At 51.6% G+C, this 14,865-nt stretch carries 14 protein-coding genes; 9 read left to right on the top strand and 5 right to left on the bottom strand.

The genetic code is table 11. The features are described 5' to 3' along the window. Positions 1-113 precede the first annotated feature (113 nt). Together G477_RS0107695 and murC are read left to right on the top strand one after the other, a co-directional pair. Complete coding sequence (locus tag G477_RS0107695) at positions 114-782, top strand: hypothetical protein (RefSeq protein WP_026697454.1); 669 nt, start codon at positions 114-116, stop codon at positions 780-782. A gap of 92 nt (positions 783-874) precedes the next feature. Then, entirely contained in the window at positions 875-2,191 is a 1,317-nt protein-coding gene (gene murC / locus G477_RS0107690; protein ID WP_026697453.1) for a UDP-N-acetylmuramate--L-alanine ligase, read from the top strand. A 187-nt stretch (positions 2,192-2,378) separates the two neighbouring features. Here the strand turns inward: murC and G477_RS0107685 are convergent, their stop codons facing one another. Beyond that, the gene (locus tag G477_RS0107685; protein WP_026697452.1) at positions 2,379-3,494 is read right to left on the bottom strand and encodes an aminopeptidase; all 1,116 of its coding nucleotides are present in this window, start codon (positions 3,492-3,494) and stop codon (positions 2,379-2,381) included. A gap of 162 nt (positions 3,495-3,656) precedes the next feature. On the opposite strand from G477_RS0107685, the gene G477_RS0107675 reads away from it, so the two are divergent. Both G477_RS0107675 and G477_RS0107670 read left to right on the top strand, forming a co-directional pair. After that, complete coding sequence (locus G477_RS0107675; protein WP_026697451.1) at positions 3,657-4,109, top strand: DUF948 domain-containing protein; 453 nt, start codon at positions 3,657-3,659, stop codon at positions 4,107-4,109. Positions 4,110-4,124: 15 nt separating this feature from the next. Beyond that, entirely contained in the window at positions 4,125-4,496 is a 372-nt protein-coding gene (locus G477_RS0107670) for a YtxH domain-containing protein (protein WP_026697450.1), read from the top strand. A 111-nt stretch (positions 4,497-4,607) separates the two neighbouring features. Here the strand turns inward: G477_RS0107670 and pilM are convergent, their stop codons facing one another. Then, positions 4,608-6,752: a pilus assembly protein PilM gene (pilM, locus tag G477_RS0107665; protein ID WP_026697449.1), complete on the bottom strand. Its 2,145-nt coding sequence runs from the start codon at positions 6,750-6,752 to the stop codon at positions 4,608-4,610. 229 nt (positions 6,753-6,981) lie between these two features. Between pilM and G477_RS0107660 the strand changes: the two genes are divergently transcribed. From G477_RS0107660 to G477_RS0107640, 5 genes are all read left to right on the top strand, one after another. Further along, positions 6,982-8,073 (top strand): bifunctional 3-deoxy-7-phosphoheptulonate synthase/chorismate mutase, encoded by a 1,092-nt coding sequence (locus tag G477_RS0107660; RefSeq protein WP_026697448.1) that lies wholly within the window; start codon positions 6,982-6,984, stop codon positions 8,071-8,073. Between the two features lie 360 nt (positions 8,074-8,433). Beyond that, entirely contained in the window at positions 8,434-9,450 is a 1,017-nt protein-coding gene (gene ccpA, locus G477_RS0107655; RefSeq protein ID WP_026697447.1) for a catabolite control protein A, read from the top strand. Between the two features lie 34 nt (positions 9,451-9,484). Further along, positions 9,485-10,288 carry a flagellar motor protein MotP gene (gene motP, locus G477_RS0107650; protein ID WP_026697446.1) on the top strand — a complete coding sequence of 268 codons (804 nt, stop codon included), beginning with the start codon at positions 9,485-9,487 and terminating at the stop codon, positions 10,286-10,288. Beyond that, positions 10,288-11,052, top strand: coding sequence for a flagellar motor protein MotS (gene motS / locus G477_RS0107645; RefSeq protein WP_026697445.1), 765 nt, complete (start codon positions 10,288-10,290; stop codon positions 11,050-11,052). The genes motP and motS overlap by 1 nt, the downstream gene beginning before the upstream one ends. 248 nt (positions 11,053-11,300) lie before the next feature. Then, positions 11,301-12,008, top strand: coding sequence for a 5'-methylthioadenosine/adenosylhomocysteine nucleosidase (locus G477_RS0107640; RefSeq protein WP_026697444.1), 708 nt, complete (start codon positions 11,301-11,303; stop codon positions 12,006-12,008). 290 nt (positions 12,009-12,298) lie between these two features. Here G477_RS0107640 and G477_RS0107635 read toward each other — a convergent pair whose 3' ends face one another. Genes G477_RS0107635 through G477_RS0107625 form a run of 3 tightly spaced genes read right to left on the bottom strand, consistent with a single transcriptional unit; the run spans position 12,299 to position 14,717 of the window. Beyond that, positions 12,299-13,456, bottom strand: coding sequence for an acetoin utilization protein AcuC (locus G477_RS0107635; protein WP_026697443.1), 1,158 nt, complete (start codon positions 13,454-13,456; stop codon positions 12,299-12,301). Continuing rightward, positions 13,456-14,064: a CBS and ACT domain-containing protein gene (locus G477_RS0107630; RefSeq protein ID WP_026697442.1), complete on the bottom strand. Its 609-nt coding sequence runs from the start codon at positions 14,062-14,064 to the stop codon at positions 13,456-13,458. The genes G477_RS0107635 and G477_RS0107630 overlap by 1 nt, the downstream gene beginning before the upstream one ends. Positions 14,065-14,081: 17 nt before the next feature. Continuing rightward, positions 14,082-14,717 carry a GNAT family N-acetyltransferase gene (locus G477_RS0107625; protein WP_026697441.1) on the bottom strand — a complete coding sequence of 212 codons (636 nt, stop codon included), beginning with the start codon at positions 14,715-14,717 and terminating at the stop codon, positions 14,082-14,084. Between the last annotated feature and the right edge of the window lie 148 nt (positions 14,718-14,865).

Below are 14,865 nucleotides of genomic sequence, written 5' to 3'. Positions count from 1 at the left end.
AGAAGGGGAGGAACCTGCATAGGGTTGCCCACAGGCGCAGACGGCGGTTCCGTTCATTCTCAGGAACAAGAGGCGCTGCGCGCTTTTGTTCTTAAAAAGGGGAGAGTAGCAGGATGAAAAAGAAAAAGAATATTTACTCCTCGATCGATTTTGAAGCTGCTAAACAGGAGAAAGAGCGGCAGGAGCTGGAAGCAGCCCAGTCGTTCCTTTCCATGATCAGACAGGAAGCCCTCTCCGGAGTGAACCTGCGGGAGAAAGTGAGAGCAAAGCACCTTTTCCAAGACTTGACTGGCATGGATGTGGACCAGGGCACAGATGCTGTATACGAACACTTTTTGTACTGGTTGATGCTGGACTATGTGACCGTTGTAGGTTCCCGCCCGTTGGATTTGTTCGTCCGACGGGAACAGCATGCGATGACGAGTGCAGAACTCGGCGCAGCAGGACTCTTTATGCTGATGAGGCTCGAGCCTTATTTTGTGACCGAATCTCACAACGGCGTCTGCTACGCGCAGTGCTGGGAAGATAGCAGGAAATACAAATTAAGCGGCCTGAAGAAGCCGCTCACAGCATCAGAAAACAGCTGGATTCTCTGCCGTACGACGATTATCGGCACGGAACGCCGGGCAGCGGGACCTATGATACAGCTGGCGGAGGCAGAAGAAAAACGGTTTTTGGAGACGCTTGAAAATCAGTGGAATATGGGAGAAAAGTCTTATCAACGGTACATGAAAGAGGCCGGCGTTGCTTTTTTGACGATGTCTCAGGTTGATCGCCCGTAGCAGGAGCTGCCGCTCTCTGCTATAATGGAAAGCACCGCTGCCGGGAAGAGAGAGGCGGCGATTACTTATTTATGGTTCGGAGGCTCAAAGAAATGACACACTATCATTTCATCGGAATTAAAGGATCGGGCATGAGCGCCCTTGCACAAATATTGAGTGACATGAACGAACAAGTACAGGGATCAGATGTAGACAAACGTTTTTTTACACAGCGGCCTCTTGAAAAACGCGGCATACCACTGCTGCCGTTTCAGGCATCCAACATTCAGCCGGAGCAGACGATCATTGCTTCACCGGCCTATAACAGCACAAATGTCGAAGTGAAGCAGGCGGAAGACAGCGGCATGACCGTTCATTCCTATCCGGACTTTCTTGGAACATTTCTGACGAAGTTCAAAAGCATTGCGGTCACTGGTGCGCACGGCAAAACGTCGACCACTGGTCTGCTTTCTCATGTTCTCAGAGGAGCAGGGCCGATCACGTATTTGATTGGTGACGGGACCGGGGAAGGACATAAAGACAGCCGTTACTTTGCTTTTGAAGCGTGCGAATACCGACGTCACTTCCTGCATTATCATCCCGATTACGCGATCATGACGAACATTGATTTCGACCATCCGGATTATTTTGAAGACGTGTGGGATGTATTCGATGCATTTCAGTCGATGGCTTTACAAGTGAAAAAAGCGGTGTTTGCCTGCGGGGACGATGAGTACCTGCCTCAACTGAAGGCAGATGTCCCTGTGATTTACTACGGCTTTCATGAGAATAATGATATAAGGGCATACGAGGTGACAACCGACAGCAGTGGTACACATTTCAACGCAGCCGCGGGAGACGAGCAGCTCGGGTCGTTTGTGATACCTGGATACGGTTCTCATCAAGTATTGAATGCACTCAGCGTGATTGCCCTCTGCCGGCATGAAGGCATCGACCTTGCTATTGTGCAGCAGCAGTTGAAAACATTTACCGGCGTCAAGCGCCGTTTCTCCGAAAAGCCGTTTTACAATCAGATTCTCGTGGACGACTATGCGCATCACCCAACGGAAATCCGGGCGACGATCGATTCTGCGAGAAATAAATACAGCGACCGGGAAATAGCCGCGGTGTTCCAGCCGCACACGTTTTCTCGTACAGAAGCGTTTCTGCAGGAGTTTGCGGATACGCTGAAGGAAGCCGATCATGTCTATTTGTGCGATATCTTCGCTTCTGCCCGTGAGAAGGAAGCGGCGCTGTCGATTGATGATCTGAAAGAACGCATCCCCGGTGCGTCGTTGATCACCGAAGCGGAGATGAAACGACTTCATCAGCATGACAGTGCCGTCCTGCTGTTCATGGGAGCAGGGGATGTGCAGAAATACCAGGCGGCCTATGAAAAAACGGAACCGGAGCAGGTTCAGGAAAAGTAGAGGATGCCGCTGCTATGCAGCCGTCATTAGAAGATGGTGCGCAGGCGCGCCGTCCTCCAACTGCAGACGAGCGGGAACCTGCGCGCCGAAGTCGTCGGGAGCTGCGGTGTATAGAAACGATTCAGGGGCGTCTCCATGGTGAATAGAGACGCCCCTGTGTTTCGCTCAGCATGCAAGCTTCTGCTGTTTACTTGAGGTTTTCCGGATTCAAGCCTTTGAGGTCCTCCGTGACAAACCGTCCGTTTTCCCGGATGAGTTCGTCGTCGAAATAGATCCGGCCTCCGCCGTATTCGGCCCGCTGGATCTGCACAATATCCCAGTGGACAGCGGAATCATTGCCGTTATAGGCATTGTCGTACGCCTGCCCCGGAGTGAAGTGGAAACTGCCGTCGATTTTCTCATCAAAGAGAATATCCTGCATCGGGTCCTGAATATACGGATTCACGCCGATGGCGAATTCACCGATGTAGCGTGCCCCTTCATCCGTGTCGAGAATCTCATTGATCTTCTTCGTGTCGCTGGAAGAAGCGGACACGATTCTGCCATTCTCAAACGTAAACTGAATCTGCTCGAACGTCGTTCCCTGATATGGGGATGCCGTGTTGTACGTGATGGTGCCGTTGACGGAATCTCTCACCGGCGCGGTATAAACTTCGCCGTCAGGAATATTCAGGCGGCCGGCGCATTTGATCGCGGGAATATCTTGGATGGAGAAGCGGAGGTCGGTGCCTTCACCGGTGATACGTACGTGATCAGCCGCTTCCATACGGCGGACAAGGGCATCCATTTCCCGATCCATATGAGCGTAGTCGAGGTTGCATACATTGAAGTAAAAGTCCTCGAAGGCATCCGTACTCATTCCTGCAAGCTGGGCCATCGATTCGGTTGGATACCGGAGAACCACCCATTTCGTATCCGGTACGCGGATACGCCGGTGGACTTCCGTGAACACTTTTTTCTGATGCAGGCTCATTTTGTCTGAAGGCACGTCTGAAAGTTCGCTGATGTTGCTGCCTGCACGCAGGCCGATATAGGCATCCATGTTTTTCATGACTTCGGCTTCGAAATGTGCAGTCCAGTCCTGCTGTGCTTCCGTGGCACCTTGAAGCAGGCTCCGGTTTATATCATGCTCTTTCAGGGAAACAAAGGGTAGACCCCCTGCTTCATAGGCCTGCTCCACTAACGCTTTGACCAGTTCTTTCTGGACGCCGAAATTCTCAATAAGCAGCTTTTCGCCGGGCTGGAGATCAGTAGAGTATCGAATCAGATTTCGTGCCAGGGTATTCAATCTTGCGTCACGCATGGCTATCCTCTCCTGTGAAAATATTGTCATACGGTTCATATTGTAACCGCATACCGAAAAGAATACCAGCAATGATCATTTTTCAGCAGGATTTTGACAATGAATGGCGAATCCTGTTCAATAGGGGAATAGACTACATACTTTTTGAAGGAGGACATCATCATGGAATGGCTTCTCTATATCAGCATCCTGATTATTGCACTTGCGTTCGCCATGCTCGTTATTTATTTTGTTGCTACGCTGAAAGCACTGCGAAAAACGATGGACAACGTCACGACAACGGTGGAGGAACTGCAGGAGCAGGTGAATGGCATTACGAATGAATCAACCAATCTGCTACATAAAACGAATGCCCTGGCAGACGACATTCAGCACAAGTCGGACACGCTCAATTCGATTTTTCTGGCTGCGCAGGATCTCGGCGTTACCTTCCAGAACATGAACACATCGGTCAAACGGGTATCCGATACTGTATCCAAGCAGGCGGATGAACGGTCAGAGCAGGCGGCTAAAGCCGTTCAGTGGGGCAATGTTGCCCTGGAACTCTGGACACGCTGGAAAAAGAAAAAAGCGGAACAGGAGAGAAAAGAAACAGCTGGCAGTGGAACTCAATAAGGAGGCTGGTTTGACATGAGTGAAGAGCAGGGTATGAACACAAAGGATTTTTTCATTGGTGCACTATGCGGCGTGATCGCCGGAGCGGGCGCAGCGTTTCTCATCGCCCCTTCTTCCGGAAGAGAGCTGCGCGAAGGAATTAACGAACAGGCGAGAGAAGGCACGACGAGCCTGGTCACTAAAGTAAAGCGCATTTCAAGAAACCTGAAGCGTGACATGCGCGAACTGACCGATTCCGCGGATTATCTGATTGATGATTTTGACGACATGTCCGAAGATATTGCGTCTTCGGTCCGGCAGGAAGTAGAAGATCTGCAGCGGTCGGTGGAACAGCTGATTAAAGAAGTAGAAGAGCGTGAGAAACACAACAAAGACCGGCAGGATTAATTTCCTGCCGGTCTTTGTGTTGAGGCACGTTCTTGTTTTTCTTGCGGGGCAGCAAGCATGCATTTCAGCCGCCCGGCAGATGCCTGCCACAATGGTGCTTGTGCTGCCGCATCAGGAGGAAGCATTCCGGCTGCTCGCGATCCACTTCAGTTCGAGTTCATCTCCGTGCCGGATGAGGCTGGAAAACTGTGCATGTTCTCCGTTACGCAGAATGACGGGCTGCTTCGTCTGGTCCGCTGGCTGCTCGATATCCACCTGGGCGAAAACGTCCTGGAAGATGAAAGCACCGGGGTCCCGTTTTTCGGTCTCGATGGTCCAGCCGTCCGAGACAGGGGTCTCCAGAGGAACAGGCTCTCCCTCCACGAGGCAGGAGCGGGCAGCGCGCTCCAGATACAGAGGCTTCCCCTGAAAGGACACGTGGATGTCTTTAACGGCCTCCTCGTCGTATTGAAGAAGCAGGTCTTTGATGGTCGGGGTCTCTGTTTCTCTCGTTTCCACATGGAGTACATCGCCGGAATAGATCTTGGTGTCATGCTCAGCCGGCCGGCCGTTTTTCGTAAGATGACTCTCTCTCCCCCAGGAAAAAGGTTCTTCGTTTACCCAGGCCGTCCCTTGAGGGGATGTTTGTTCGCCTGTCCACGATAGAACGTCTCCGCACGTTTTGGGGTACGAGATGGAAATGTTGTCCTTATCCGACACCGGATGTTCGGATGTCACGGGAATGCCGTTTAAGGCGATGTCCGCTTCGATGGTAACCGGCTCGTGATTGATTGTCACCTGCAGGTGGAGCTGGTCGTCCAGCAGGTCAGCGATAACGGCGCTTCCAGGACTGCCATCGTCTCCTCTGCTGATGACGACGGCATCGCCGTCCTGCACGGACGTTTCCACCCCGGCATTTTCCCCGTTGACTGTAAGCCGGGGAGGATATCCATGGGTGCCGGGAATGGTGGTGGACCTTTCATTGATTTTCACGATGGAAGCCAGACCGGGGCGTCCGTGCAGATCGGAGAGCTGGACGCCTGAAGCAATCAATGCATCGCCGACCGTGACGTTCTTCATATCAAAGAGCCGCACAGAGGAGCCGTTCACGGTTACGCTCAAGTACTCGATTGGATGTTCCCGGGCTGCAGCAGCGATCCCAACGGGCGTCACGAGTTCTGGTGTCGGTTGAATATGATCCGGAAACGACAAGTTTTTGACCGCGTCCGTGCCGCGCACCGCTACTCTGTCGGCCGGAAGTTCGAGGTTCTGTGCTACCAGTTCCGGCAGGTTGGGGGTCAGCGCACCGCCGCCGACAAGCATTACCGCTTTCGGCGGACGTCCGTTCAGGCGGAGTATTTCTCTGGAGATATTCGAAGCTATATCCCGGACAACTGGCTGCAGTTCCTCGATCACAGCTGCAGCAGGCCGGGAAGAGACCATGCCGAGAACATCCTGCATCTCGACTTCCTCATTTGCATGAAGCTGTCTTTTCAGTATCTCGGCATCCGGAAAGTCCAGCAGATACTGGTCGCTGACGGCTTCGGTTACCGCATCTCCAGCCATTGGCACCATGCCGTAGGCGGTCACGGTGCCTTGATCGGTGATAGCAATGTCGGAAGTCCCCGCGCCAATATCCACCAGGGCGATGTTCAGCCTCCGCATCGAAGCGGGGACGAGGACCTGGATAGCAGCGATGGGTTCCAGCGTCAGTGCTTCGAGCGTCAGACCCGCGCGTTGGAGCGCTGCAATCAGCGATTCGACGACGACTTTTGGCAGAAAGGTTGCTATGACCTCCACCGAGGCGGTATGGCCCTGCTGATCGATGAGGCTGCCAATCAGTTCGCCATCGAGCTTATAGTTCAGAACGGAATATCCGACGCAATACACCTCGCTGCCGGTGCTGCTTTGAGCAAGCTCGTGCTGACCCTGCTGGACTGCAGCGAGTTCCATGTGAAGGAGGGATTCCCGGTTAATAATAGGGCTTCCTTGAATCGCTATCTCTTTTTCCGCCCGCTGCGTCTGCAGCGACCTGCCTGCGGCGGCTGCGCAGACGCGGGGCAGGGGGCCGTGCTTGTTCTCCAGCTTCTCTTTCACCCAGCTGATCGTTTCGGCCGTCTCCATGACGTTATGAATCTGTCCATCAAGCATCGACCGCTCCTGGTGTTCGCGGCTGACAAGATCAATGACATGGTACCCTTCTTCCCGCTTCTCCAGCAGGAGGCCGACCACCGAACGGGTGCCGATATCGATTCCAAATATGTAGGAAGAACTCATGCAAGCATCTCCTTTATCCCGATTAAAAAAATAATTTTGATCTTTTTCTTTATTATACATGATTTCAAACCCCTTGTCAGAGAAGGGTTCCAGCAGTGTTGTATCACTTTAACGCTTAAAAGCGTTTAAGAATTAAAGAAAAAGGGCTGACATTTGTCATTGTATCGTTTATAATGACAATTAAATCTTACACGGGCATGGGCCCGGCAGCATGAGAGGAGTTTTTATGATGGGCAACGAACAACTGGAAGAGCTGAGAAAGCAATTAGACGAGGTGAATGACCAGCTGCTGGAGCTGATTACGAAGCGTGCAGAAATTGCACAGGAAGTCGGACGGGTAAAAGCAGCGCAGGGATTGAATCGTTTCGATCCGGTTCGGGAACGTACGATGCTGGATAAGCTGACCGAGAAAAATGCAGGGCCTTTTGAGACGTCGACCGTTCAACATATTTTCAAAGAAATCTTCAAAGCAAGCCTGGAACTCCAAGAAGATGACCACAGCAAAGCACTTCTCGTTTCACGGAAGAAGAAGCAGGAAGATACGATCGTTGAAGTGCGCGGCGAACGAATCGGGGATGGACAGCAGCGCATCATTGCCGGTCCATGTTCGGTAGAAAGTCAGGAGCAGGTCGATGAAGTTGCCGCAGCTCTTAAAAAGCAGGGAATTAAACTGATGCGGGGTGGAGCGTTCAAACCGAGAACATCTCCTTACGACTTCCAGGGTCTCGGCATGGAAGGCCTTGAAATTCTGAAGCGTGCAGCGGACAAGTACGATCTTGCTGTCATCAGCGAAATTGTGACACCGCACGACGTCGAAAAAGCCGTCGACTACCTTGATGTTATTCAGATCGGTGCACGGAACATGCAGAACTTCGAGCTGCTGAAGGCTGCAGGAAAAGTGAACAAGCCAATCCTGCTGAAGCGCGGCCTCTCTGCTACCATTAAAGAATTCATCAATGCTGCCGAGTACATTCATTCGCAGGGCAACGGCCAGGTCATTCTATGTGAGCGCGGTATCCGCACGTACGAAACTGCGACACGCAACACGCTCGACATTTCCGCTGTACCAATTCTCAAGCAGGAAACACATCTCCCTGTACTGGTCGATGTGACGCACTCAACCGGTCGGAGAGATCTGCTGCTGCCAACAGCCAAAGCAGCATTTGCTGTTGGAGCGGATGGCGTCATGACAGAAGTTCATCCGGATCCAGCGGTAGCACTGTCCGATTCTGCGCAGCAGATGGACATTCCGCAGTTTGCTGAATTCCTTGAAAACTTGAAGCAGTCCGGTCTTTACAAGCAGGGCGAACCTGTAAAGTAAGCCGGCTGGACCATGTTCCAGATGCTTGATTGGAAGCACGGAGGGCCGTCTCAAAAACGTATTGAGACGGTCCTTTTCTATGTTTCTGCGGAATCAGGATAAAAAGAGGAGATTCGGAAGCGCAAATGCTGCGGCAGGAATGAGCTGACTGCTATCTGCTTCTCATTATGAGTCTCTCTAGTACTATCCTATTGATGTATGATTTCTGTTTGAAAACAAGTACTGAAAGCTTGAATTCAAAGGAAAAGATGCCGATATGAAATATAGTTTGCGTGCCTCCACTAAGTGTCGTATCATGAAAATGACTATGAAAACATGAAAGTAATAAATTGTATGTACTGCAAGGAGGAGCGCACAATGATGAATAATATTACCATTTATGATGTTGCAAGAGAAGCCGGGGTTTCGATGGCGACAGTATCCCGGGTAGTTAACGGCAATCCGAACGTCAAACCGACGACGAGAAAAAAGGTCATGGAGGCGATCGACCGTCTCGGATACCGTCCGAATGCTGTCGCGAGAGGCCTCGCCAGCAAGAGAACGACGACGGTGGGAGTAATTATACCAGACATTTCCAGCATCTTCTTCTCAGAACTTGCCAGAGGGATTGAAGACATTGCGACAATGTACAAATACAATATCATCCTGAGCAATTCTGACCAGAACAAAGACAAAGAAATTCACCTTATTAACACAATGCTGGAGAAACAGGTGGACGGAATTGTCTTCATGGGAGGCGAAATCACACCGGAGCACGAAGAGACGTTCCAGAAGTCTCCAGTACCGGTTGTGCTCTCGGCGACGATCGATGAGAAGAAGGAGTTACCTTCAGTAAATATTGATTACAGCAGTGCAGCCTACGACGCGGTGACGGCGCTGATAAATCATGGGCACAAACGTATTGGTATGCTTTCCGGCACGCTGGAGGATCCAATCAATGGCTACCAGAAGTTCGCTGGATATAAAAAGGCATTGAATGATGCGGGGCTCGAACTCGATGACAGCCTGGTCTCTATCGGAGACTACACGTATGACTCTGGACTGGAAGCGATGAACCAGTTCCTGAAGCTGGATCCGAAGCCGACCGCCTTGTTCGCTTCAACGGATGAAATGGCCCTCGGGCTGATCCACGGTGCACAGGATGCCGGCTGGAGTGTTCCGGACGACTTCGATATCATTGGCTTTGACAACACTCGTCTGGCAAATATGGTCCGTCCGACACTGACAACCGTCGTACAGCCGATGTACGACATTGGAGCAGTGTCCATGCGTCTGCTGACAAAGCTGATGGACCAGGAAACGGTGCAGGAAAATGCCGTGGTACTCCCGCATCGGATTGAGTATCGTCAATCGACATCGTTTAAGGGAGATGAATAGAACGCGTCGAATCTAGGTTGATGGGGAGAGTTTTATGAAGAGGACAGACTTACTGACACCATTGGGGATTTTCATTGGGATGACAGCGATGATAGCGGCTGTATACCTGAACGCAGCCGGCCAGGGAGAGCTGACAGACTTCCTGCAGGTAACATCCGTGCTGATTGTACTTGGAGGACTCAGCGCAGCGCTCTTTATAAATTTTTCGCTCGAAGATATGAAGATGCTGCCAAGGGTGATGAAGGAAGCCTTTCAGACAAGAACTCACAATCTTCAGGGTTTGATTGACACATTTGTGGACCTGTCCACCAAGGCAAGAAGAGAAGGGCTTCTTGCTTTGGAAGCAGGTCTCGAGGATGTGGAAGACCCCTTTATTGAAAAAGGAGTACTGCTGGCTGTCGATGGGATTGAACCAGATATCATAAAAGATATTATGATGGCGGAAGTAGTTGCGATGGAAGAACGTCATCGTAAAGGCAGAGTGATTCTTGAAAAGTCCGCTGAATATGCACCTGCCTGGGGGATGATTGGTACTCTCGTCGGGCTGGTGCTGATGCTTCAGAACCTGGAGGATCCGTCCACGCTTGGTCCCAACATGGCGATTGCTCTGCTGACGACGTTATACGGAACGCTGCTGGCGAACTTGGTATTCACGCCGATGGCCCATAAATTGATGCTCAGCACGGAAGAAGAAGTGTTCGTCAAGCAGATTATCATTGAAGGGGTGATCGGGGTCCAGTCAGGGCAGAACCCGAAAGTGCTGGAGGAAAAATTGAGTGCTTTCCTTCCGGATAGAATGAAAGTGGAGGAAGAGGAGCAGGAGGAGCAGGTCGAATAATGGAGAGGAAAAACCGGGGAAACAGTGAAAGTGGCGCACCAAAGTGGATGGTTACATATGCCGATATGATGACGCTGATTCTCGTTTTCTTCATTCTGCTTTTTTCGATGTCCGTCGTGGATGCACAGCGGTTTGAAGCGATAGCGGATTCATTCCAGGACCGGGCTGTCTTTGATAACTTCCCTTCCGTCGTTCCGTTCGAGAATCCTGCAGAAGACCGGGAAGTTCAGGATGATCCTTTCAGTGACCAGATTGATCCCTTTGAAGAAGTAGAAGAGATGGATCCACAGCAGCTCGACAACCAGATGGATGAAGTGCTCGAAGAGGTCAATGAGTATCTGGAAGAACATGAAATCGCCGAAGAAGTCACGGCTTCCAGAGACGACCGGGGAGTAGTGCTCGTACTGCAGGAACAGGCGCTGTTTGAAACGGCCAGTGCGGACCTTCTCACCGATGCACAGCCGTTTCTCGATCAGGTCGGTGAAATCATCGAACAAATTCCGAACCAGGTAGAAGTCGAAGGCCATACCGACAGCCGTCCAATCAGCACAGCTCAGTTTCCGTCGAACTGGGAACTGTCAGGAGCCCGGGCGAGCAGTGTCGTGCGCTATTTGACGTCAACGGAAGACTTGGATCCTCAGCGGTTTACCGCCGTTGGCTACGGGGATACCCGGCCGGTGGCACCGAATACGACCGAAGATAACCTGCAGCAGAACCGACGGGTCGTGATTGTGATTGCAGATCCAGTTCAGAACGAAGGGTAGCCGAAGACAAGCAGTATCGTCCGACGGATACCGGCTGAATCAAAAGAAATAGAGAAACACCGCACTAGAGCTCTTCTCTGGTGCGGTTTTCTGTCGGTAGAAAGCGGATGGGTGTTGATGAAGCTGTTATCCCTGCCGTCATGTCTGCTGATAAGAGATATAGGAAAGTCCTGAGGACCCGTGTTATTATGATAATAGATGCATCTATAAATAGAAAATAAAGGAAATGATGAAAGGGGGGGACGCACATGAAATTTGGTATTATCGGTGCAATGGAAGAAGAAATCGCACACTTTTCTCATGTGTTCGATCTGGCAGAAAGGCATCATGTCGGTATTCACCGCTATGCGGAAGGCAGGTGCGGTGTGCATGAAGTGGTGTTGACAAGAGCTGGCATCGGCAAGGTGAATGCTGCGGCAGCAGCGCAGACGATGATACAATTATTTGATGTGGATGTGATCTTTTTTACTGGAGCAGCCGGAGCCGCGAATCCGGAATATGAGATCGGCGATATCGTCTTCAGCACGAGCTGTCAGCAGCATGATATGAACGCCGCTCCGCTCGGTTTTGAGCCGGGGGAAATTCCGATGTTTGAAGGTCCTTCCGATTTTCCTTCGGACGCCGCGTGGATTGCGAGGTTCAGAAAAGCGGCATCCGAGCGGGAGGATATTACCTGGCATGCAGGGAAAATTGTCAGTGGGGATCAGTTTATTGCGGATAAGGAAACGGCAGCCTTGCTGCGGGATCAGTTTGGTGCAGACTGCATAGAAATGGAAGGGGCGGCCGCCGCACAGATTGCCTGGATGTACAGCATTCCCTATGTGGTGCTGCGGGCGGTGTCGGATAAAGCGAATGGAGAAGCACCCGAGTCCTTTCAGCAGTGGCTGTACGAAGCAGCAGAAAAATCCTCTTCTCTCGTGGCGGAAGTCATTCTTCAGTACAGCAGCGAACATTAATTTCAAAAGCACCCAGCAGCACGAAGCGGAGCCGCATAAAATGCCGGCTCCGCTGATCGTTCCCGGGCCGTCTCTAAAACAACCGAGACGGCCCGTTCTTTTTTGGTTCTCCATCACATGTTGAACATGCTCAGACATGATCGGGCGCTTCTCAAAATGGCACCGATAGGGCGGCCCGCCTGAAACGGAAGAAAAGGTGCCACGGTAATGAGCCCTTCCCCCAACATTTATGATAGAACCTCTTTTTTGCGTTTAAAATCCTCCGCGCCTTCAGAAACGAGGGCGGTTTATCAAAGCTGAGATAGCTGTTTGAGTGCCTGTTGCACCGTGCGTTCATTCTTTCGATTGATTTCTTCCCGGCGGGGAACTTGGGGATAGAGCCCTTTCGGGTCCTGCCATGACTCCGGCAGTGCAACGGGCGCATGCTCCTGCCAGCGCTGAAGCCATATTTCCGGGATCGGATTGGTCATGATCTCCGTCTGCTCACTCATCTCGAGCCAGAGGCCGCCCCAGGCTCGAGGCACGACGCGCCAGATGTCGTAACCGCCGCCGCCGACGGCAATCCAGCGTCCGCCGCAGAATTCATGTGCCAGCTCATGCGCAATCCGCGGCACTTCATAATAAAACGCCACGGTTCCGCACAGATGGGTGAGCGGGTCGAAGTAATGGGCATCTGCGCCGTTCTGCGTGAGGATCACGTCCGGCTTGAAAGTGGAGACGACTTCACGCATTACCTTTCTGCACGCTTCCAGCATGGAGTCGTCTTCCGAGAAGGCCTCAAACGGGACGTTGTACGACGTTCCATAGCCGTCACCGTGTCCGCGTTCCGATACATGCCCGGTACCCGGGAACAGAAATCGTCCGCTTTCATGAAAAGAAAGCGTACATACATCTGGATCATCGTAAAAGGCCCACTGGACACCATCTCCATGATGAGCGTCGGTATCGATGTAAAGAACTCGGGCTCCGTATTTCCGTTTCATGTATTCAATGGCGATAGAACTGTCGTTGTAGATACAGAAGCCGCTCGCTTTGCCGCGGAAGCCATGGTGCAGTCCGCCTCCGAGGTTTAACGCATGATCCACGCTTCCGGTCATCACCTGGTCGGCAGCTTCCAAGGTCCCGCCGACCAGCCAAGCGGCAGCATCATGCATCATTGGAAAAACCGGGGTGTCCTCCGTACCTATCCCGTACTTTGTTTTATAAGAGGACTTCAACTGCCCCTCGGTAGCGCTCATCACCGCAGAAACAAAATCCTCATCATGCACCATCAGCAGCTCTTCGATTGTTGCCATTCTCGCCGGATGGATATCTTTATCTGATAAAGCACCTGCTTCTTTCAGCAGGTCATTGGTCAACGTCAGCCGCTGCTGGTTAAAGGGGTGGTCATCGTGAAACTTATACTGCAGCTGCTCAGGTGAAAAAATGAAAGAGGTTCTTCCGCTCATCAGGACATCCCCAGCGGGACGGGCCACAACACGTGATAGCCGCGCTCCAGCAGTTTTTTTACAAATGTGTCCGGACGCATCGTCTGCAGTCGGATGACCACCCTCATCCCGTTGTCGTCATCCGGAAGGATAAACATGCTCCGCGTGTCCAGACCGAGTTCAGCTGCGATACCGGTCACTTCGTGAAGCTCTCCTGTTTTGTCGGGAATGAGTACTTCTACGCGGGAAGACGGAGCGTTGGATCCTGTCAGATGAACGAGGGTCTGCAGGAGGTCGGAATCTGTGAGCATCCCTACCACTTGATCCGTGCCGAGTACGGGAAGGCAGTGAATCTTGTTTTCCAGCATCCGATTGGCCGCTTCTTCGACAAAATCGCCGGTAAAAGCTGTATGGACAGGTGCCGTCATTCTGTCCGTCACCGTTTTCGCGCCTTCTGGTGCTGATGTAATGTCTCGATCCGAGAGAATACCGAGCAGCGCCCCGGATTCTTCTTCAATTACAGGAAGGTGACGGATGTGGTGCGTTTCCATTGCTGCTGCTGCTTCATGCAGCGTGGTTCCCGGCGTCACCGAGTGAATCTCTGTGTTCATCACTTCTTCTACTTTCATGTCATCAGCCTCCTTTATCAGATCATATACCGGTTGCGGAACCGGACACGGTCAAACTCATGAATTGATTCTGTCGGCACGCGCTTGCCTATACGTGCCATCAGACAGTTGGCCGGGTGAGAGGAGATCTCCGGATCGTCCGTAGCGTACCATTGAAGGCCGCCGGTATTCATTACTTTTTCCATCACGTCGCGGTATTCCCAGATCGACAGTTTGGTCCGTCGTAAATCCCAGTGCCAGTAATACTCTGTCGTAATAATAATATAATCTTCTACCGAATCATCCATCATGGATACTTTGAGGATGGTTTTTGCAAGGTTATGGCCGCGGTAGTCGTTAGATACTTCAATCGCTCCAAGCTCAAGAAGGTCTTCGAATCGGTATTGAGACCACCTTTCCATCTCATCCGGATACAGATACACGGCATAGCCGACTACTGTATCATCGTCAAAAGCGGCGATGATGCGGCTTTCCTCAAGGCCTGCCACATCAATGAGCGCTTTGTGCTGCTGCTCCGGCTTTCGGAAAGACTGGAGCCCTTCATCAAATGATTTTTCTTTTAATACATCCGCTGAAATCGGTCCGGCCACTGTGAACATTTTTCTGTCACGACCGGTATGTTCGATGGAATGAAAGTTTTTTCGATGCTTCAACAGGATCCCTACTTTCCAAGAGAGATACATAAAATATACCATACTTTGGAACCGCTTTCGACTATCTTTCCGCATTAGAATTCGAGTGGATCTTCAAGACCGTGTACGTTGAAACAGGGGAAGCAGTCATGCAGCAGAAGAGGTACGT

This window comes from Alkalicoccus chagannorensis DSM 18086 (assembly GCF_000429725.1).
Lineage (GTDB): Bacteria > Bacillota > Bacilli > Bacillales > Salisediminibacteriaceae > Alkalicoccus > Alkalicoccus chagannorensis.
Note: the sequence above shows the minus strand (reverse complement) of the source record. Positions and strands in the feature narration are given on the sequence as shown.